Genomic DNA, 21,164 nt, shown 5'->3' on the forward strand with positions numbered 1-21,164 from the left:
CGCCAGCCCCGACGCCTCACCCGCTATCACGCACCAACTCGTAAGCGGACGGGCCAGGCGGAGCTGGGTGTGGGCGGCGATGATCAGCCACGTCCACAGGTCAGCGGTGTCCGCGTGCCGGATCTTTTGGGCGGTCCAGCCGAGGGTCTGTTTCATCAGCCGGAAGGTGTGTTCGAGATCGAACCTGCGGAGGAATGCCTGCCACCAGCGGTCCACGTCCGCCGGTGCGGCGGCGGTCGAGGAGATCCAGAGCCAGACCGATTTGGGGTCGCGGTCACCTGGCAGGCGCTCGACCTTCAGCCGCATCAAGGTGCCGTGCAGGGTAGTTCCTCTTTTGCAAGGTCCAGCCAGGGGCCGCGGTGGGTGAGCCGGGCGTGTATCCGGTCCCAGGCCATCGGTTCGGCCTTGCCGTAGCGGGTGGTGTCGGTGACGGTGGTGACGTCGGGTTCGTGCCAGCTGTCGGGCCGGGCGAAGGACAGGACGCCGCCGTGCTTGCGGGGCCGGCCACCCTTCGGGCCGCAGCGGGCCGGCCCAGCGTCGCGGAGCATCACGCGCTCCGAGCGCAGGCGTCCAACCAGGACGATGGGCAGGTCCGCGAACGCATGGGCGAGGAAGGCGACGTCGTAGCCGGAGTCCATGACGACCCAGATATCCGGTCACCCTTGCGCCACTGCCCGGTGTGTATCAACGGGGTGACGACGTCGCGCAGTTGGGTAGCGGTGACCGCCGTCGCGTAGTCGGGCCTGGCCCAGGCGGACAGCGTCCAGCAGCGCGGTCGAGGAGGTCCGACCGGCCTCCAGGGCCGCAACGAAGGACTTGCTGCGGTTCCCGCGCCCGTAGACGTGGCAGAACAACCGGTCGTCGCTGGTGGGGGCGTCAGGCCGCAGCCAGTTGCTGACGTCGACGGCCAGCACGATCCGCCCGTCGGCCGCGCGGGGCGGCGGCAAGCCGGTCAGGGCGCGGCGCAGGCGGGCAGGCTCGCACCAGCCGCGGTCCAACGCGGCGTACAGGGCGCCGTGCCCACGCCGATGCTCGGCGGCCAGACACAGCTCTACCAGCGTTTTCACCAGCCCGTCCGTACATAGCACCGCGTCCGTCAGCTCGAAGAGCGCCTCTGTGCGGGCGTACAAGGACTCGTAGAACTCGACCCGAAAGCGGGACAGGATACCCAACGCCTCACCGGCGGACACGGCGACAGGCAGACTCAAACACAGCGGCCGTTCTCTCGTGCTTCTTGACTCGACATCTCGAAGCGTGGAGAACGGACGTCCCGTTGTCCCGCGAAGAACCGCAGATGAGCAGGTCGGGTGACGAGCGAGGTTAAACGCCAAGCTCGTAGACGGTCATGAGTGAGCGTAGGCCGCGGAAGATGCCGACACGTAAAGTTCCCGGCTGTGCGGCCGCGTTGCTGGCCCAGGCCGAGGAGGAGACTTTCGCCTGCGACCAAATCTCCGCAAATTGCAAGGATGGCATATGCGGGAGGATCAGCAGCAGGTCAGAGGACTGTGCTTCCCCTCTCCAGCTGGAAGCGGTGGTGCAAGCCAGCAATCGCAGCGGTACGTACCCGATCTGCAGGCCGACGTGGGTGCTGGCGTGCTCGAACCAGTCCTCCAGACTGAGCCAGCGATGTAACGCTGGCAGAATTTCGGGTCCCCGTCCGAAGACGCGAATATGGATGCTGTGCCCGGCGGCCTCAATGCTCCGGACCGGCCCCGACCCAGGACCACGTTCCATGTCCGCTCCCCTCTGGACTGGTGCCGGCAGGCACAGTGACCGCTGCTCGCCTCCGGGTTCGCGCTGGTGGGTGGGCGATGGCTACTACGGCAAGTGCGGAGCCTTCCACGCCACGCGACCGGGAACGGCTTCGCCCTGATGTTGGCTTAGCACCTGCGCCAGCTGCTGAAGCAGCATGTTCGTCTTGCGTTGTTCGTGCAGGAGCCCGTCCAACCGGCGTACCACCTCGCCCTGCCCGTCATCGCGCGGCTGCTGACCTGCTGCCTGCTCCGAGTTCCCCACTGCACGACTCCTCTTCGGCCGCCTTGATGACCGCCACGCTCTCACCGTAGTGAGCGGTTTCAGGGCGAAGCACGCCAGAGCGCGATTATGCATATCTGGACGAAGAGTGTGCCCGTACGAACACCACGCACTTCACAATGGACCCGTCATCACGCAGCCATATCTAACGGGTCTGGTGCACGATCGGGTGACGTCTTGACCCGCCCCACCAGTTGGGCTCCGGGCTCGGTGGCTAACCGGCAGCCGCGGTGGTGTGCTTCTCGGAGAGTAGTTCGTATCCGATGGGGGTGCGGTAGACCAGTGCTGAGTGTCGTCTCTGGCGATTGGAGAAGATTGCGATGAATTCGAAGATGGCGTTGGCCAGTTCGACCCGGGTCTTCCACCGTTTGCGGTTGAGCAGCTCGACCTGCATCGAGGACCAATGACGACACAAGGTCGGCGGAGCGGATCTGTTCCCCGAAGACCCAGGAGGTGAACTGAGTTCCATGATCGGCGTGGACGATCCCGCCTGGCTCAGGGCGGCGGTTGCGGATGGCCATATCCAGCGCGTTGACCACCAGGGTGGACAGGGCGACAAGGACGAGGATGAAGTACACCAAGAGCGCCGCCCAGACCGCGACCGGCCCGACGTCCGCCTTCACCGGAGCCGTCTACGTCGACGGCCTCCGCAACCCCGACGGGCAGAGCGCTGTCGGCTGTGCGCACATGCGGTTCACGCCCGGTGCCCGCACCGCCTGGCACCACCACCCGAAGGGCCAGACGCTGTATGTCACCGACGGCATCGGACTGGTGGCTACCTGGGCTGGCGGCGTCCAGGAGATCCGGGCAGGCCACGTCGTCTACATCGAACCGGGCGAGGAGCACTGGCACGGCGCCACCGCCGATCGGTTCATGGCGCATGTCGCCATGCAGGAAGCAGACGACAGTGGCCAGGCCGTGACATGGCTCAACCACGTCACCGACGTCGAATACACCGCAGCGCAAGGGGCACGGTCATGAACCAGGTCCCTCACGTCACCCTGAACAACGGCGTCGAGAGCCTGCTGGACCTTCAGCGTCAGCACCAGGCCGCCGTGGTCGAGACGCGGTGCGTCGCTGCGGCCGGCGGGGATGTCGTTGCGGCTGATGAGGCTGGGTGAGTTTGGTCATGGCTGCTGGTCGCCTCGGATAGTTCGTTCCGCAACGAAGTGGGGACGGGGTGGAGTAGGTCGCTGTTGGCGTTCCGAACTTGAAGGCGGCGCTTTCGTTGTTCAGGACGGTCTTCACACAGGCGGCGGCCGTCGGCAGGGCGGTACGGGCGAAGGGCCCGGCGCAGTTGGCGACACCATCCACCCCTGCCAGGCCCCGGCGTATCGCGGTGCCGTCGGCCAGGCCGAACACCCGGTGCTCCAGACCGAGTTCGGCGGCGAGCGGCAGCAGTCTGGCGGCGTTGCCCCCTGCCAGCACCGGGCGCTGCCCGCGCTCGACCGCACGGCGGGCGATCAGGCGACCGGTGTACCCAGTCGCCCCGTACAACAGTCAGGTCATGGACAGCATCCTCCTCGGGCGCACCTGCCGGGAACCGTACTGGGTGGCCTTGTGGGCCGCACTGTCGGTGATCTCTAGAGGCCTTCGGCGTAAGCGAGGAGGGCGGCGAGGCGGCGGCCCAGTTCGGGGGCGGGAAGGATCCACGCGGCGGGGCCGAGGCGGTCCAGGGCCGCGCGCAGGGTGTACTCGCTGATGTCGGGTGTGCCGGGGACCGACGCGCGCAGCGCCAGGGTGGCTTCGCGGCGCAGCTCGTAGCGGGAGGCGATCGCCTCGTGCGGCTGCGGGTACCGGCCGAGGACGGCGTTGAGCCGCGCGGCGATCTCGGTGCCGACCTCATGGTCGGTGCGGTCGGCCCACTCGGGCCCGAGGGTCGCCTGCAAACCCCGCACGGTAGCGTCGGGGACCGGCCGGCCGTCCCAGCGGAAGTGGTCCAGGCCGTTGTCGACCGCGTACCGCAGCAGCGGGTGCAACGGCGCCGCGGACGCGGGGGGTCGAGGCTGCGGCGGGACGCCCTCGTGCGCGCCCGGCGGCGGGGGCGGCTGCAGGTTCGGCAGGCCCCGGCGCACCGGCGCCGCGGGGGCGCGCAGCGTGGAGCGGGTGGGGCCGGCTGCCGGTGGCGGCGGGAGGTCCGGCTGCACCTGGTGGGCCTCCGGGCGGTCGTTGCGCGTGGGCTGGCGCGGGATGGGGGGCTCGTTGCGCGGCGCCGGCGGCACGGGCGGTGCCGTCCGCGGGATCGGCGGCAGGGGCCTGATGGTAGCCGGGAGCCGCGGCTGCAGGTTCGGCAGGCCCCGGCGCACCGGCGCCGCGGGGGCGCGCAGCGTGGAGCGGGTGGGGCCGGCTGCCGGTGGCGGCGGGAGGTCCGGCTGCACCTGGTGGGCCTCCGGGCGGTCGTTGCGCGTGGGCTGGCGCGGGGCGAGGGGCTCGTTGCGCGGCGCCGGCGGCACGGGCGGTGCCGTCCGCGGGATCGGCGGCAGGGGCCCGGTGGGAGCCGGGAGCCGCGGGGGCAGCGGGCGGTGGTAGCCGAGCGCGGACTGGCGGGGGAGCGTGCTCACCGGCGGGGCGGCACCGGCCGGCCGGTCGGAGTCCAGGGCCCGCACGGCCGCGTTCAGGGCACGCACCACCGTCTCGGCCCGCCCGGGGTCGAGGGAGGCGCTGCGGCTGACGGTGTACCGGATGCTCTGCAGAGCGGCGCTCAGCGCGAAACGGTCGGCCTGCGCGTCCTCCGGGCCGTCGAGCAGCGGGAGCGCGGCGGCGATCGCGATCGCGTGGCTGCGACCGATCAGCCGGCTCTCACCGTCCTGTTCTGCGGGGGCCAGCGCCTGCAGCGCGTGCTGCACCGCGGCGGCGGTCCGACGGTCGGCCGCCGGAGCGGTCTGCCCACGCAAGGCGGCCCAGCCCGCAGCGGCGGAGGAGGACCGCCGCACTCTGGCGTGGGCGTCGACCGCGCTCTGCTTCAACCGGCCGTAGTAAGCCTGCGCTCTGTCGGCGGAGACGTGCCGCTCCCCGTAGGAGCGGACCTCAACGACGACCAGGGGGCGGGCCCGGTTACCGGCGGCGACATCGAGCGAGGGTAGGTCGGTGGTGTAGAAGGCGTCGCGCTGCCGGATCGGCGTGCCCGAGCCGTCCACTAGCCCGAGCCGGGCGTATTCGCGGATCGTGGGCCCGCCGTACTCGCCGGCGTACACGTCGAGCAGGCTGGCGGGTGCCTTTATGTCCAGGTACTGCTGGTACTCGCGGTCGAACTCCGGCAGCCGGGCCCTTATCCGCCGCTCCATGGCGGCCATCGCGCCCCGCGCGTCGTCGGCGAGGAACGCGCGCGCCTCGGCGGGCATCCCGGCCAGGACGTCGCTCATCGAGTTGCGGGACAGCACGGCCACGTTGACCTTGTTCAGCCCCTGGTAGACCCAGGCGTGGGCGAGGGCGGCGACTTGGTCGTGCAGGAGGGCGCCGTAGCCGCGCAGGGCAGCCGCCACCGGGTCGTCGGCCAGCAGCGCGGCCACCTCCTCGGGCGGCAGCACCCAGGACGCCAGGCCGCCTTCGCGGTACTCGCGCCAGGCGGCGTAGCGGGCGGCCAGCTCGTCGCCGAAGGACAGGCCGTCGGTCAGATGGGCGCGGGTGAGGTAGCCGAGCGACTCGTCGCGCCAGGTGTTGTCGCGCACGTGCTCCAGGAAGTCGCGCAGGCCCTCCACCGGGACGCCCAGCGTGTAGTGGACGTGGGCGCCGTGCCAGTCGCCGACGGCCCGCCGCTCGATCTGGGCGCCTTGGCCGAGATCGGTCACCTCCCAGCCGTCCTCGGGCCGAAAGACGTCCTCCACGGCCAAGTAGCGCCGTTGCGGGCCGAGGGCGGCAAACCGCTCCTCCATGCGGCGCAGGGCGTCGAAGGCGGCGCGGTCGTCGATCCGGTCCTCGCCGGGCAGCACCCGGTGCACGCCCGCGACGAACTCCGGGATCGCCATCGTCACTTGGAGGGCCTTGCCGGTCTGCCGCGCGGCGTCCTCCCAGCGTCGGAAGAGCCGCCCGTCCGGGCCGCGGTAGAAGTCCTTGGTCTCCACCGTCACTTCGAAGCCGTCGCCGCGCGCGATCGTCTTCGCGCGGTGGGTGCGGGGCCTGCCCTTGCCGGGGGCCAGCCGCAGCACCTCGGTGAACTCCGCCTCGATGCCGCCGCCTCCGCCGCGCAGCGCGCCACGGCCGTCCAGCGCGGTCGCCAGCACGCGGGCCACCTGCGAGAGCGGCAGGTGCCGCTGCGAGCGCGGCAGGCGCTGCCAGGCGGCGGCGATCTCCTCGTGCGAGGCGGAGCGGGTGCTGCCGCCGGCGGCCCGCAGAGCGGAGTCCACCCAGGTCTTCAAATCCTCGCGCAGCGAAGGGGATTCACCGGTCAGCTCGCGGTAGCGGGCCATGTCCCGCTCATCGCCGGTGGTCACGCCGACCGTACGGTGGTGTGCCTCGGCCAGCGCGTGCGCCCGCTCCCGTATCGCCTGCGCGGCCACGCGCTCGCGCACCCGCGGGTCGGTGTACCGCGGATTCCCGTGCGGCCGGGCCGCTGCCTCCCCGACGCGGGCCACCTCCGCGACGTCGTGCCAGAACTCCTCCGCCTCCTGCCGCTCGGCCGAACTGGTCTCGGGCCCGATCGCGACCTCGGGCGCCCGCTCGCGGCCGTACGCCTCGATGGCCTGCGCGACCCGCTCGGGCGGCAGGTGCCGCAGCGCGGGCTGCTCGGCGACGGCGTCGGCGAACTCGCGGGTGAGGAAGGGGTCCTGGACGGTCCGGGGGCCGTCGGTGCGGGGGGGCGCGTCGCTCGTGCGGGCCTGGTGCCCGGCGGGGGCGGTGTCCTCGGTGCGGGCGGGCGCGAACTCCCCGGCGGGGGAGCGGTGTTCGGTGGCATCGGAGGTGCCATCCCTGCGGGTGGCCGTCGACTCCCGGGTACGGGCCGGGTGTTCGGTGACGGAGATACCCTCGTCGCGGGTCTCCGCGGACTCCCGGGTGCCGGTCCGGCCTTCGGCGGCGGCGTCCTCGTCGTGGGGGAGGGCGTACTCCCTTGCACCGTCCCGGTCTTCCGCGGCAAAGGTGCCTCGGTCGTCGGCCCGGCTCGTGTTGCTCTTGCCCTTTGTCGAGCTTTCGGCCCCTTCCGCGGGCTGCGCCTCGCGGAGCGGCGCCGCGAGGTCCGTCCGGCCGCCTGCGAGGCGCCCGCGGGTCGGGCCCGTACGGGGGCCGGCGGTCCCCGCCCTGTCCCCCGCGGTGGCCGCTTCCTCGCCGGCCAGGTGCCGCGTCACCGCCGCGGCCACCGTATCGCCGCCCGAGCGGTGGGCGACAGCCACGGCGCCCCAGTCGCGCGCGGACCAGGCGTCGGCGCGGGCCGGGTCGCCGAGCGCGGCGGTCACCAGGGTCTGGACGGCGGTGCGGTCGGTGTCAGGGAGCGACTCCCACGCCTGGCCGAAGGGCTCGGCGCCCTGCTGCTCCAGCGCGTGCCCGGCCGCGAGGAGGCGGGTGGCGGCGGCCGGGGCGGCGGTGCGGGCGCCGTCCAGGGCGCCGCGGTAGTTGCGGGTGGCCCTGGCCAGGTCGCGGGCGCGCTCGGCGGACGCAGCCCCGTCCGCCTCGCCTGGGTCGGCCGCTTTGCGGCGCGGCCGCAGCGGCGCCTTGCTCTTGCTCGTCGAGGTACCGGTCGAGGTGCCCGCCGTGTCGTTCCGGCTGGTGACCGGTTCGCTCGAGGCGGTCCTGACCCGGTCGGCCAGGGCGCGGGAAGCGGTCAGCACCGGGTGGTTGGCGACGTCCTCGATGGAGGGCGGGCCGGAGACGTAGCGGTTGGAGCCGGTCCAGCGGTAGTCGTTGCCGGAGCGGGCGGTGCTGCGGGCGAAGACCACCAGGTCCACCCGGCCGTCGTCGGAGAGGGTGTAGAAGAAGGCCGCGCCGCCGCTGCCGCTGTCCAGGTGGGCGTGGAGCGGGAGGTGGACCCGGCGTTGGCCCTGCGGTTCGCGGACGCCCTCGCCCCAGGCGGCGCGGTCCAGCACCTCGCGCTGGAGCGGGGTGAAGTCCTCTGCGCGCACCCGCCCGGCGAAGTGCACCCGGCCCGACAGTTGCCAGGTGGGCGCGGACTCCGCGCGGAAGGCGGCGAACCGCGCGTCCTGCTCCGCGCGCCGCTCGGCCAGCCGCTCCTGGCGGGCGCCGGCCACCTGGCGCCAGGTGTGGGCGGCCGCGGTGCGCACGGCGGCGTAGTGGTCGCCGGGCGCGACGTCCACCGACTCCAGGAACGCGGCGAAGTGCCGGTCGAAGGCCGCGGGCCCGAACAGCCGCTCCTCGGCGGCCGGTCCGCCGTCGGTGGCCAGCTGCTCGGGGTCGGGTAGGTGGCTCTCGAAGAACGGGCGGGCGGTGTAGGCGCCGAGCCGGTCGGGGTGCTCGGCGACGTCCTCGGCGAGCGAGGGGTGCGCTGCCAGCAGCGGCAGCAACTCCGGGTTGGCGGCGATGCGTTCGGCCGCCTCGCCGCCGTTCGGCCCGGCGAGCAGGTCCACCACCTCGGGCGGCAGTGTCGGCCGCGCGTCCGGTGTGGCGGGCGGCAGCGGGGTGTCGGGCCCGGCGGGGGAGACCGGGGAGGCGGGCTGTGCTTCCTGTGCCTCGCGGGCCGGGGAGCCCGGGGGCAGCAGGTGCTGCCCGGCGGAGGGCGCGGGTGCGCTGAGCCCGGCGGCCTGGGACCACAGTGCGTCGTTGTCCCCGCCGGCCAGCAGCGCGGCCAGGCGGTCGGGCGCGCCGGCCGCGGCGCGCTCCAGGGTGGCGGTGAAGTCCCCGTCGTCCAGGGCCCGGTACTGGAGCGCGGGCCGGCCGAGGAAGGCCGCGGCGATGTCTGGGCGGGCGGCCATGAGCGGCAGTATCCCGGGGCGGCGCAGGGCGCGGGGCAGAACGGACGGGTCGAGCGGGCCGGGGTGTTCGGCGATCGCGCGGGCGGCGCCCGGGTGGCGCTGGAGGGCGCCGCGCAGGCGGGCGTTGAGGCCTGCGGCCAGCTCCGGGTGGCTTTCGGCAACGGTCCAGGCTGCGCTCTGCTCGGCGGCCTCGTCGACCAGGGCGCGGTTGGCGCGTACGGCCTCCACGACTTCGGGCCGCTCGCGCAGCGTCGCCAGCAGGTCCGGGCGGCCGGTGAGCAGGTCGGGCAGGCCGCGCAGGCCCACCAGGGCGGCCCGCAGCCCCGGGCCGCGGACCGGGTCGGCCAGGTCGTCGGCGAGCTCGGGGTGCGCGGCGACCAGCCGCAGCACGGTCGGGGCGGTCGCCTGCGCGTGCACCTCCGGCGGGGTGTGGGCGAGCGCGGTGACGAAGGCGGGCGCGCTCTGGGCGACCGGCAGCGCCTCAGGCGTCAGCACGCGTTCGGTGACCTCGGGATGCTCGGTCAGGCGCTGCAACAGCGGTGCGTTGGCGACCAGTTCGCGCCACTGGGCGGCGCTGGCGGCCACGTCGGTCCGGGCCGCCAGCACGTCGGCGAGCCGGGGCACCGCGGCCAGCACCGCCACCGACGCCGGATCCTCAGCCGCGCCCTCCAGCCGTCCGGGCGCCGCTGTGACGGCGCGGATCACCGGTTCGCCCGCGGTGCCGAGCGCGTGCGCGAGCCCGGGCGAACGGACGAAGGTCTGCAGCACGTCCGGGTCGGCGGCGATGGCCTGCGACAGCGCCGGGCTCTGCATCGCGAGCCGGTTGATGGGCTGGTGGGCGTCCTGGATCAGCTCGTAGGACGCCTGCTTGAAGGCGGCCATGTAGTGCGGGTTGGCACGGATGACCGCGACCTGGCTGTCGGTGAAGTTCTCCCGCTGCATCGCGTCCAGGCTGAAGATGCTGTACGCCAGGTCGTCATGGGCCAGCAGCCCCGGCAGGCCGGTCACGCGGAGCAGATGTCTTAGCACGTCGGGGGTGCGCTCGACCAGGTCGAGCATCGAGGGCCGGGTGCGCAGCAGGTCCAGGACGTCCGGTGCGAAGAGTAGGTGCTCGGCCAGGTGCGGGCGGCGCAGCGCTGCCTGCCGCGGCCCCTCGGCAGCCAGCAGGTCCCGGTAGCGGTCCACGATCTCCTCCGGCAGCGGCGCCCCCGCATCCGCGAGCGCCTGCCGTACGGCCTCGGGCGTGTCGCCGTTCTGCAGGTGGGGCACCAGGCGCGCCACGGTGGCGGAGCGCTGCGGGTCCAGCGGGAAACCGTCGGGTGTGATAAGCGCCTGGCCCGTCGCGTTCACCTCCCGGGCGAAGGCGTTGGCGGCGGCCCGGACCTGCTCGGGGTCGGGGCTGGGCAGGTTGGGGTCCGTGGTCGTTTGCAGCATGGCGGTGGCCAGCGCGTCGAACTCCTCGGGCCGTGCCTGCCAGGCGTCGGCGAAGCCCGGCCGGGCCACCGCTGCCCCCAGCACGCCTGGCAGCCGCAGCAGACCGCGCACGGTGGGCGTGTCGATTCGGGACGCCAGCAGCGGAAACATCCGGTCGTCGGTGAGCAGCCGGCTCCAGTGCGCCGTCGTGAGCTGGCCGAACACGCCGAACATGCGAGGAAGCAGTCTAGGCTCGGCGGTGACGTTGCGTGCGACCTGCTCCCACTGCGCGCGGGTCAACTCGCGGGCGAGTGTGTACTGCCGGAACATCAGCATGGTCAGCGCCCCACCGGCTACCTGCAGCGCCTGCCGTACGGGGGTGTCCGGCCCGCCCAGGTGGGTGCGCAGGCCGGGCGCGCGGTACAGCGCCGAGGCCAGCCACGGGTCGAAGGCCAGGGCCTCCAGCGGCACGCCTGAGTACAGGGTCCGCACGTCCGTGTGGGCGATGGAGCCGATTGCCGGGAAGCGCAGCAGCGCGTTGCGGAAGTTCTGGCGGGTGGCCGCCAGGATGTTTACCGACGGCTGGTGGCTGGCCCGCCCGCCGACGGTGAGGTACAGGTCGAGGACGTGCTCGTGGCGGGCGGCGGCCAGCGCGATCGTCAGCGCGGCGCCGTCGTCCTCGGGCAGCGCCAGGTTCACCGGCAAGGTAAGCAGTTGCCGCAGCTGGTGCGGCTGTCTGACCGCCATGGGGTTGCGGGCCAGCAGGCGCAGCATCCGCTCGTTGTTCAGGACCTGGCGCGCCTGGTCGGCGTGCAGGCCGGAGACGGCGGTGCGCACCGCGGGCAGTGCGTCGGTCAGCCGGCGCAGCAGCACCAGCACCGGCAGCCGGGCCGCGTCGTCGCCCGACAGGTCGGGCGTTCGGTCCTGCCGCGCCTGCTCGGGACCGGTCTCCGCGGCCAGCGCCTGCGCCAACTCCCCGGGCGCCACCGCCGTGTAACGCTGTGCGTCGTAGGAGAGCGCCACGTAGACCGCGGGGTTGGCGACCGCGGCGTCCATCGCCGCCGGGTCCGCCAGCAGCCGCTCGGCGATCTCCGGTGCGGTCTCCAGGACATCGGTGAGGGCGGGCGAGCTCTGCAGGGCACGCAGCGGCCCCGGGTTGGCAGCGACGGCATTCAGTGTCTCGGCCGTGAGCAGGGCCACCTGGTTCTGTTCGGGCAGGGCCCGCAGCACCGAACGCACCCCGACATCGGTGAACAGCAGCCGGTGGAAGTCAACGGTATACGACCCGCCGAGGTAGACCCGGCTCAGCAGCGCCGCGGTCAGGGTCGACTCCGCGCCCATCTGCCACAGAGACTCGACGGCCGTGCTGCCCAGCGAGATCACCGCCTCGGCGAACTCCGGCACCTGGTCGGCCAGGGTGATGATGTCCATGGTGATGTCCATCACGTGCCGAATCAGGCCGAGATCGCCGTTCATGTTGCGTAGCAGGAGCGTCGAGCGGTTGAACACCGCTTCCTGCAGCTCCGGGTCACCCTCCAGGCCGTCCAATACGTCGGGGCGCAGCAGCACTTGGGACGTGGCCTCGCCCTGAGCCTTGTGCCAGGCGGCCGTGGCCCGGGTCAACTGCCATAGCACCGCGGGGTGGCGGTCCAGCGCGGGGGCGAGCGCCGGGGCGTCCTCGAGCATCAGGTACAGCTGCGGCTGCTGGGCGGCTGCGTACACCACGTAGGGATGCGCGAGCACGTGCGTGGCCAGTTCATCGCCCGAGGCCAGGGCGAAGTCCACCGAGCCGATGATCCCGTCCAGCGGCAGGCCCGCGGGCGCCGGCGCCTGCTGCATCAGCCGCACGGTGGCGCTGACCACCGCGTTCCGGTGGGCGGGCGGACGTTGGGCGAGCTGGACCGCGACGGCTTCGCGCACCGCGAGCGTCGCCGCGGGAGGCAGGCTGCTCGTGGTGGCCTCGATATGCCGCTGCGGGCCCGGGGCGGTGCCGGACGGCTGTGGGCCGGTGCTGCGGCGCGCGGGCTCGGCCGTCGTTCGGGCGGTGCGGCTCGGCCCGGCACCGGGCGTGGCAGTGGCCTGTTGCGGGGCCTGCTGGGTGTTCTGCCCGGTGCCGCGCTTCTTCTTGCCCGCGGCGATGATGCCCCGCTTGTGTCCGGCCGCCCTGGCGCCCGGGATCTCGTGCAGCGCCCGTGCGGCGGCCGCGTGGGCGGCCTCCTCGCCGTGCCCGTACAGCGCGCGTGCGACCCGGTCGGCCGCCTGCTCGTACGGTGCGCGGGCCGCGCGCGAGACGGCGTCGTCGCCGATGACGAAGGGGACGTCCACGTGCTGCTGGAGGATGTCGGCCGCCTCCCGCAGGACGCTGTCGGGCAAGGTAGGGAGCTCGGCCAGGTCGATCGGTCCGGCCGGCTTGCGTGCGGTGAGGGACGCTTCGGTGTCGAGCCGGGTGCCGGTGCGCGTGTGGGCACCGGTGTCCGTCTCGGTGTTCAACTCGGCGGGGGCCGCCACGCGGGGCTCCGTCGCTTCGACGGCCGGCCGCAGGCGCGTCACGGGCTCTTCCACCACGTGCTGTTCGGGCGTGTGCGGGGCGACGGATTCCTCGACGGGGTGCTCCGCCACGGGCTTGACGTCGGCCTTGGCCTCGCGCTGCTCTACCGGGGGCTGCGGGAGGAGTTCGCTGTCGTGGTGCTGGACCTGGCGCTCGGCGGGCGCCTCCTCGTCCCGGTGGGCGGCCTCGGCCTCGGACGGGTCCGCGATGTGGCGTGATACGAGCTCCTCGGCCGGGCGGCGGTCCTGCTGCGGCTCGACCTCCGGCTCTGAGGCCTGCGCGTCGTCGTGGATCTCCTCGAAGTGGTCCGCGTCCGTGTGCGTCGTGGCCGTCTCGTCCCGCGGCTCGACTGGGTGCTCGACATCGGTGGTGTCGGCGGGGTCGGTGAAAAGGTGGGGGAAGTGGGTGGTGAGATCGGGGTGGAGGGCGCCGTTGGTGACGGGGAGGATGGCGTATAGGCCGTCGGGGACGTCGATGCGCATTTCGCGGCCGTCCGCGGCGCGCAGGGTGATGGTGGCGTCGAAGCGGTAGTAGCGGAAGGGGCGGGTGGCTTCGCGGTTGTGTTCGACGGTGGCGGAGACGCCGCCGTCGGCCTCGTCCTCGATCTCGCGCCCGGTTTCGTAGGGGGTGCGGGCGAGGACGGCGTCGTCGCCGGCGCCGCCGCCGCTTTCGGGGCCGCCGCCGGCGTACCAGCCGCGCACGCGGTCCGAGCGGGCCTCTTGGTCGTCGTCGCCCTGCTGGTAGCGGCGGGCCTTGAACAGCTCGTCGTGGTCGTCGTGGAGGCGGGTGGCGGCAGTGAGGTCCAGGCCGACGGTGACGGGGCGGCCGGCGACGTCGACGGTGTGGGCGTGGCCGAGGAGGGAGGAGATCGCGGCGCGCAGGCGGGCGTGGCTGGTGGCGCCGTGGTAGGCGGACCCGGCTTTGGAGTCGGGGCGGACGACGGGGACGTCAGTGGCGGTGGGGGAGGTGATGTCGGGAAGTTTCCTCGAGGGGACCGCGACGACCTTGGCCCAGTCCTGGACGGCTTTGGCCGCGGGCACGTCCCAGGGGTGGAGTTCGGAGAGGAGTTCGGCGGTGCGGGCGGGCGTGGGCTCGACGCGGGCGGCGGGGGCGGTGCGGGGCACGGTAGAGCCGGGCGGGACGGTGGCGCCGCCGTGGGCGCTCCAATGCGGGGTCAGGGTGGGCCGGGACAGCGGGTTCACGCCGGGCAGCACCCGCGCGGGCACGACCGCCGTCGAGGGCTCTGGGTCGGCGTCCGCGTGGTCGCCCTCGGCGGGTGGGGCGTCGAGGGCGACGGTGAGGTGGCGGGGGACGAGGAGGCGGACTTCGCCGGGGACGTCGCCGGTGGGGCGGCCGTCGTCGCGCCAGGTCCAGGGCTGGTGGGCGTACCAGGCGTTCTCGACGGCGTCGCGGTGGCCGAAGAGGGCGGCGCCGGCAGCGGCGGCGGTGACCAGGCCGCGGCCAGGGGCGCCGAGGATCTCGGGCATGGTGGTGGTGGCGCCCAGACTGATGCGGTAGCGCAGGTCGTGGTTGAACTCCTCGCTGCCCTCGCGGGTGTTGGCGCGGTAGATGTCGACGTCCTTGCGCAGGACGGTGTTGCCCGTGGAGGAGTGGGCGGTGTAGCCGGCGACGAAGTCGATGCCCGCGTGGGCCTGCTGGTCGTTGTCGACGGCGTGCTCGCCGCCGCGGGCGGCGACGTTGATGCCGAAGCCCCAGGAGGAGCCGCTGGTGTCGGTGGAGCGGGTCTCCTGGACGGATTCGCCGCGCAGGGTGAGTTTGACCTCGGGGCGGGGGCGGTGGGAGTAGGCGGGGTCCATGTGGACGACCTCGACGTTGACCCACAGGTAGTGCGAGGTGCCGGCGAACCCGGACAGCAGCGAGGTCTCGGCACCATGGAAGGGGAACCAGCGGTGGACGCCGCTGTCGGTCAGCGCGCCCCACTGCGTCTTGAGGGCCTCGGAGCGGAAGCTGGTCTGCAGCGACTGGTACAGCTCCGAGGGCCCGACCTCGCCCGCGCGCAGGATGCCCCGCGCGGTCAGCCTGCGCACGATCTCTGGGAGCACCTGATCCGCCCGGAGGTCCTCCGGATGCGCCGCCATCCGCATCAACCGGCTACCCAGGTAATCCCGCCGCACCTGATCGGCCGGCCGCCGCAGCACATGTGGGGTCCGTACGAGCGGGCCGACTGTCGAAGCGGGTGCGATGACCTTGCGCTCCTGACGGGTGCCGGGCGCCGCCTCGATACGGATCTTGGGCGCCGTGTCGGTCTCGCCGCGGGTGTCGGTGCGCTTATCGCTGAGCATCTCCGGCGGCAGGACGTCTTCGCGGCGGCGATCGGGGACGAGGATGTCCATGCCGTCGGAGATGCGGATGACGCGGGACTCGTGCTGCGGGGCGCCTCGGCCGCGCCAGCGGGTGACGGTGACCTCGAAGACCGGGTCGGCGCGGTAGGCGGAGGCATCCTTGTAGGTGGCGCGGGTGACCTCGATCGCCCCGCGCTCCACCGCCTCGCTGTGCCCGGAATCCCAGCCCAGGTCGCCGTGCAGCTGGACCACCAGGCGTCCACCGGGCAGGCCCTCCCCCACGTGCTCGCCGTCGCCGGTGACTTCGGCGTCGTTGCCGCTGTCGGAGCCGAACCGCAACTGCGGGCCGAGGCCGAACTGCACCCCGCCGGACAGGCTGCGGTGCGACTCCTGCGCGTGCCGGGACACCGACTGCGAGTACTGCTCGATCTCCACCTCGCCCTCGGTCTTCGGCAGCGCCCGCGGCGCGTGAGCACGCAGTCTCACCGTCAGCGCCGTGTGCCAGCCGTCCCGGTCCGGCAGTGCGACCACCCGGCCGTCGGACTCCACCAGCTGCCCGAAGAACGCCGCCAGATCACCCGGCCGCAACGCCGTCATCAACGCCTGCGGCCACCGCGCCTCCTGCGCGTGCCACGCCCCCGGCAGCCGATGCACGCTCGCATACACCTGCAACGCCAGCCGCTGCAGCTCCGGAGCGTGCAGGAACGCCGGATACAGCCCCGACGACCCCCGCTCGAATGACATATGTGCCTCGCCGGCATCCGGCCACGCCCGCCGGTAGCTCACCCCACCCGCATGCGAGCGCTCCTCCACGGTCGGCGGGATCGCCGGCACGTGCTGGTGGGCCACCACGACCTGCGCTAGCAGCTCCTCCGGCCGGTCGATCCACCACTTCGACACCTGCGAGGCGCCCTCACGCGACGCCGTCACCTCGTACACCACGTTGTAGCGGTGCTCGTCGACGGAATCGACCGTCTCCATCCGCCGGTAGGTCTTGGCGATCTCCGTGAACGCCTCACTGCGCCCGAACCCCGCCCGCCCTTGCACCCGCAGGCCGCCGATCTGCATCCGCAGCAGGCCGCCGATACCGATCCGCACCGCGCCGCCCACACTGGTCTGCACCGACCACGACCGGTCCTGATGGGTGGCGAACGTCTCACCTATCGCCGCACGCGAATTGACCGTCAGCGGATAACTGCTCGTGCCCCGGTGGTCTAGGAGGTGTGCCCGCACCGACAGCCGCACCATCCGCCCGCCCACCGCGACGGTGTGCGTCACGCCCGCCATCAGGTCCGGCAGCCCGCCCTCCAGCGCGGGCCGTCCGAAGTGCGTGGCCAACTGCCGGTCCACACTGGCCAACTGCGTACCCCGCCCGCCGAACAGCCGCACCGCCGCCCGCATCTGGTCCTCTACGAGCTCCGCCCCCGGCAGCGCCGCCGCCACCGCATACCCCAGCCCCTTGCGGGTGGCCAGCGCCAGCGGTTCGTTCGCCGGTGCCTTCCCGGCCTTCAGCGAACGCAGTGGCTGCGCCGCATAGTTTTGCACCGGCCGGTCCAACCGGGCCGGCCGCACCCGCGCATGCCACGGCAGACCCGCCGCGTGCAGCAGGGCCCGCACGTGCGGCTGCGCGGCCACCGGGCCCGCCACTACCCGCGGCCCCAACTCCCGCAAGGCGGGAGTGCGGACCTGCCCGAACACCCGCTGCTCCAGCTCCCGCGGCCCGCTCCCGTCCCGCCACGGCACCGTCAACTCGCCCGATGTCTCCGAATGCACCGTCCCCAACCCCGGGTGGCTGCTGGAGCTCCACTCCACCTCGATCCGGAAACCTGCCCGGTAACGCGTCTGCAGCTCTTCCGAGTTCAGGATCGTGTGCGCCAACGACTGCGAGGAAACGCTCGACTCCCACTTCCGGGAGAACGTCGCGCCCGCACTCGCCAACGGCGCGAGCCCCTTGATCGGACCCGAATCCGGCTGGTGCGCCCTCGGATCGACCAGACCCGTCGTATTCGCCAGCACCGTCAGCGTCACCGCCGAACGCCCGCCCCGCCCGTGCGTCACTGCCGAGCCGACACCCAGGTCCTCACGGGTCTTCGCCGTCCCGAACCCCACCAGTTGCAGCCGGTCCAGATGCGCCCGCACCCGGAAATGCCCCCGGAACCCGTCCAGGCCCGGCAGGTTCACCCCGCGCGCAATCCGGTTGCCGACATCGCCGCTCGTCAGCCACCACCTGCTGCGGTTGCGCGCCGAGGTCTCGTTCAGCAGCCCCACCGCCTCTCGCAGCACCCCCGCCGTCGTCCTCGACCCCACCCCCGCCCGATGCAACGACCGCTGCAACGACGCCAACACCGGCGTCACGTCGAGGGCATTGAGCACCTCACCGGCCAACCGCGGCCGCACAACCCGCGGCGCCGCGGCGCCGCCCGTTTCCTCAGCGGCGTCCTCGTTGTGGGCGGGCAGCTCCGCACCGTCCGTCGGACGCGGCTCGTCCGGCCCCGAGTACGCCGACGGGAACTCCACCACCATGCCTCGATCGACGGTTTCCACCGCCGTGGGGTGCACCTCCGTGCCGTTGTCGAAGATCCGCACCCGCAGATCCGTGGCAAAAGGCACCAGGTCGTCCACGAACACTTTGCGGCCCGTGATGACGTTGTCCTTCACTCCGTGGGTCGCCGTGGTCGCCGACTCCGCGTGCACCTGCGGCACACCCATCACCACGGCCGACGCCGCCGCCGAACCCATGTTGATCGCCGTGAAGAAGGCCAGATCACCCGCCGACGTCGCCATCCGCGTCCGACTGCTCGACGCCGACGTCGAGTTGAACCGCACCGTGTACTTCCGCACCGGATCGCCTTCGGCCTCCTCCGCCGGACGCGTACGATCCAGCACCGGCCGGAGCCACACCAACCGATCCCGCAACGGAAGAAACCGGCCGTGCGTCAGCAGCTCGACCCAGGTGTGGGTCGCGCTCTCCGCAAGCAGATCGGTGAGCGGGCCCACCAACTCCCGCCGCAGCCCCGCGTCCGGCACCGCGTCCGCGATCCGCCGCGCCGCCGCTCGCGCCTGCGCCCGCCCCCAGTCGTCCACATGCCGCACCGTGACCTCGCCAAGCATCCCGTGCTCGACATACCAGGGCGCACGCGCCTCCAACACCGGCTCGGGCGACTTCGCGTCCCGCTGGGGGTCTGGCTCATGGAGCAGGTCGCGGGTGACGACCGGGTCGTCCTCGGTGTCGATATCACGCGACGGTCGGGCGGACGACGAACTCCGGCCGTTCTGCTGCTGTTCCTGGCCGCCGTTCAACCGGACGTCGCCGAGCGCCCGCAGGCCGTGCTCGGGGTCGGCGATCCACCGGGCGATGTGCCAGGCCAACGCCCGCTTGTTCAACTGGTCGGCGTGGGAGGGGAGTTCGTCCACGTACTCGCGGACCGTGTCGAGGTCCACGGCGCCGTGTGGCCACTTCAGGCCCTGCACGAAGAGGTTGACCTCTTTGCGCAGATCCCGCAGGGTCCGCTCGTCGGCGGTGCGCCAGCGCTCGGAACGGCCGCCGGGCGGGATGGGCGGCGGCGGCACCTCGTCCTGCCGGGACAGGTCGGGCGCCAGGTCGCGGGCGGGCGGCGGGACGTCCTCGCGGGTATCGGCCGACGCCGTGTCGGTGCGCGGGCGCTGCGCGCCGGGGCTGCGCGGCTCCAGGCCGAGCGGGTCAGGGTCGTGCCGCCCCTGCTGGTCCGCGCGGTGCGGTGCGACCTCGTGGGGGGTGTGCTGGGCGGCGGGGGCCGGTTCCTCGGCCGGGGACCCTTCCGTGCGGGGCCGCTGCGGCGCTGGCTCCGCCTGCGTCGGCCCGCCCTGCGGACGCGACGCGGGCGCCGCCGAGTCGTGCGGCAGCGCGGTGGACTCCGTTTGCTGGCGCGGCAGTTCGGTGTGCGGGGGCGGCTCCGGCGGAGTGGCGGGCGTGCGGTCCGGCGCCGCCGGGCGGGCCGCGAGGTCGGCGGGCAGATCCAGGGAGAGTTCGCCCCTGCGGATGCGCCAGGTGGTGGTGGCCACGTCGAAGGCGGACCGGTCCGCACCGGGCCCGAAGCGGGGGTCGGCGGGCCGGAACAGGGTGTCGAAGAGGGCGCCGACGCGCTCGCGGTGGGCGTCCACGACGCTCTGGATGTGCTCCGCGTCGCCGCCCGGGGCGCGCCGGGCCAGCGTGCGGGCCTCCTGGCCGGCTTGGTCCACGGCGGCGGCGCGGGCCACGGCGACGGCGGTGTGGTGCCGCGCGGTGTCGAGCGTGCTGTGCGCCTCGGCCGCCCTGTGGGGGGCGGCCGGGCCGCCGTCCGGGCCGGCCGCGGCCTCCTCGATCCTGCGGTGCGCATCGACGGCCATCACGTGGGCGGCGTCGCGCTCGACGCTGATCCCGGCACCGTGCCGGTCGAGCCCGAAGGTCTCCGCGAAGTCGTCGCCGAGGCGCGGCAGCGCCTGCCGCCACGAGCCGAGCGCGGCCTCGTGGACGCCGTCCACCGCGTGCCGTACGGCGGCCTCCTTGGCGAGCTGCACCTGTACCTGCGCGGGGAGTTGGGCGGCCCGCTCAGCCAGGCGCTGCTGCCACACCGCCTCGGGGTCGGGCTTCCTGTCGTCGGCGGTGCGTACGGGCCGCACCGGCGGCACGGGCGTCTCGGCAGCGGCAGCCTCGGTTTGGTGGGCACCGGCGCCGGCACTGGCCGCGTGCGCGGGTTGGGCCGCGAGGTGGGTCGGCTCGGTCGTCGTCCGGGGCGGCTCGCCCGTACCGCGGGTGTCGGTGGCAGCGGCGCCCGACTCGGTAGCGACCTGCGGCCGCGTCCCGGCCGTCCGTACGGCGTCGGAGCCCGTCGCCTGGGTCGCTGTCTGCGTCGCGCTCTCGCGCGCCGAGGCGGTGGCGGTTGCCTGCGCGGAGCCCTCGGACGAGGTGCGGATCGGGTTCGGCGCGGTGGGGTCGCCGAAGATCTCGCTGTGGTCGGCCACGGTCTGCCGGACCCACTCCTGCCGCATGTGGCTGCGGCTGACCGGGGTGAGCCGGCCGTCGGCGCCCGTGGCGTGGCCGGCCTGGGGCACGGTGCGCTCGAAGGTGCGCACGGCGTCGACCTGGCGCACGTCGTCGCGCCCGGCCCGGTCCAGCAGGCGCTGCACCGCCGGGGCGTTCTGCGCGGCCGCTTGGTCGACTTGGCGCAGCACCGTCTCCGGCGGTGCGTCCCAGGCCCGCTCGGGCAGCCCGGCGGCGGTCTCCCGCACCTGCTGCTCGGTGGCCTGCCAGGCGGCGCGGTGTACCCGCTGGGCGGCGCCGGGCACGGTGAGGACGTGCGTACGTGGGTCCGTCCGCTCCTCCGCCGCGCCCTTCCCGCTGGCGCCGGCCTCGCCCCGTGCGGCCGAAGCAGCGCTCGGGGGAGCGGAGCTGGCCCATGCCGTGTAGGCGTGGTCGAAGTGCGTCTGCACGTGCGAGACGACCTGCTCGATGTTCGCCTGGCGGTCCAACTGGCGGCGGACGTCGGCGGGATCAACCGCGTGGCCGTCGAGGGCGCTCTCGTGGCTCGCGACGGTGATGATGGCGCGGTTGCGGACATCGGTCGGGAGGTCGACGCGGTCGGCGGACCAGGAGCGGTAGACGGCCGCCTCGGAGCTGTCCTCGACCCCGGTCGGCTTGCTGCCGCGCGCGGTGTCCCCGTGGGCGGGTGGCGGGTTCTGTTGTTGCCATTGGGTGCGGGCCCATGTGCCGTTGCCGGTTTGCGTGGGGTCGAGGGGGAGGGGGGTGGTGAAGATGTCGTCTGCGTTGTCGGGTCCGGGGGTGTTGAGGTCTGGGAGGTCGGGGAGTTTGAAGTCGGTGTCGGTGAGGTGGGGTTCGTCGTGGGGGCCGCCGCCTCGTCTTCCGCCGTAGAGGCCGCCGATGGCGCCGGAGGTCGCGGCGAGGCCGTTGGTGAGGGCGTCGCCGAGGTTGCCGTTGATGGCGTCCATGGTGAAGGTGGTGGCGATGCCGGTGGCGCCGCCGACGGCGAGTTG

At 73.4% G+C, this 21,164-nt stretch carries 4 protein-coding genes and 2 pseudogenes; 2 read left to right on the top strand and 4 right to left on the bottom strand.

The genetic code is table 11. The annotated features are described in order from the left end of the window. Positions 1-42 precede the first annotated feature (42 nt). The 3 genes and pseudogenes from BMW99_RS39640 to BMW99_RS39645 all read right to left on the bottom strand — a co-directional run. A pseudogene (locus tag BMW99_RS39640) lies at positions 43-1,172 on the bottom strand (transposase); the annotation flags it as partial. Positions 1,173-1,320: 148 nt separating this feature from the next. After that, a complete protein-coding gene (locus BMW99_RS35440) occupies positions 1,321-1,734 on the bottom strand; it encodes a hypothetical protein (RefSeq protein ID WP_069465257.1) in 414 nt (137 codons plus the stop codon). Between the two features lie 514 nt (positions 1,735-2,248). Beyond that, positions 2,249-2,582: pseudogene (locus BMW99_RS39645) on the bottom strand (IS3 family transposase); the annotation flags it as partial. Between the two features lie 19 nt (positions 2,583-2,601). Between BMW99_RS39645 and BMW99_RS35455 the strand changes: the two are divergent. Further along, a complete protein-coding gene (locus BMW99_RS35455) occupies positions 2,602-3,015 on the top strand; it encodes a (R)-mandelonitrile lyase (RefSeq protein ID WP_069465259.1) in 414 nt (137 codons plus the stop codon). After that, the gene (locus BMW99_RS41650) at positions 3,012-3,155 is read left to right on the top strand and encodes a hypothetical protein (RefSeq protein WP_176735583.1); all 144 of its coding nucleotides are present in this window, start codon (positions 3,012-3,014) and stop codon (positions 3,153-3,155) included. Before BMW99_RS35455 ends, BMW99_RS41650 begins: the two co-directional genes overlap by 4 nt. A gap of 462 nt (positions 3,156-3,617) precedes the next feature. On the opposite strand, the gene BMW99_RS41655 is transcribed toward BMW99_RS41650, so the two are convergent. Next, on the bottom strand, positions 3,618-21,119 hold the full coding sequence (locus BMW99_RS41655; protein ID WP_218159327.1) for a hypothetical protein: 17,502 nt from the start codon (positions 21,117-21,119) through the stop codon (positions 3,618-3,620). Positions 21,120-21,164: the final 45 nt, after the last annotated feature.

Source organism: Actinacidiphila rubida, assembly GCF_900110255.1.
Taxonomy (GTDB): domain Bacteria; phylum Actinomycetota; class Actinomycetes; order Streptomycetales; family Streptomycetaceae; genus Actinacidiphila; species Actinacidiphila rubida.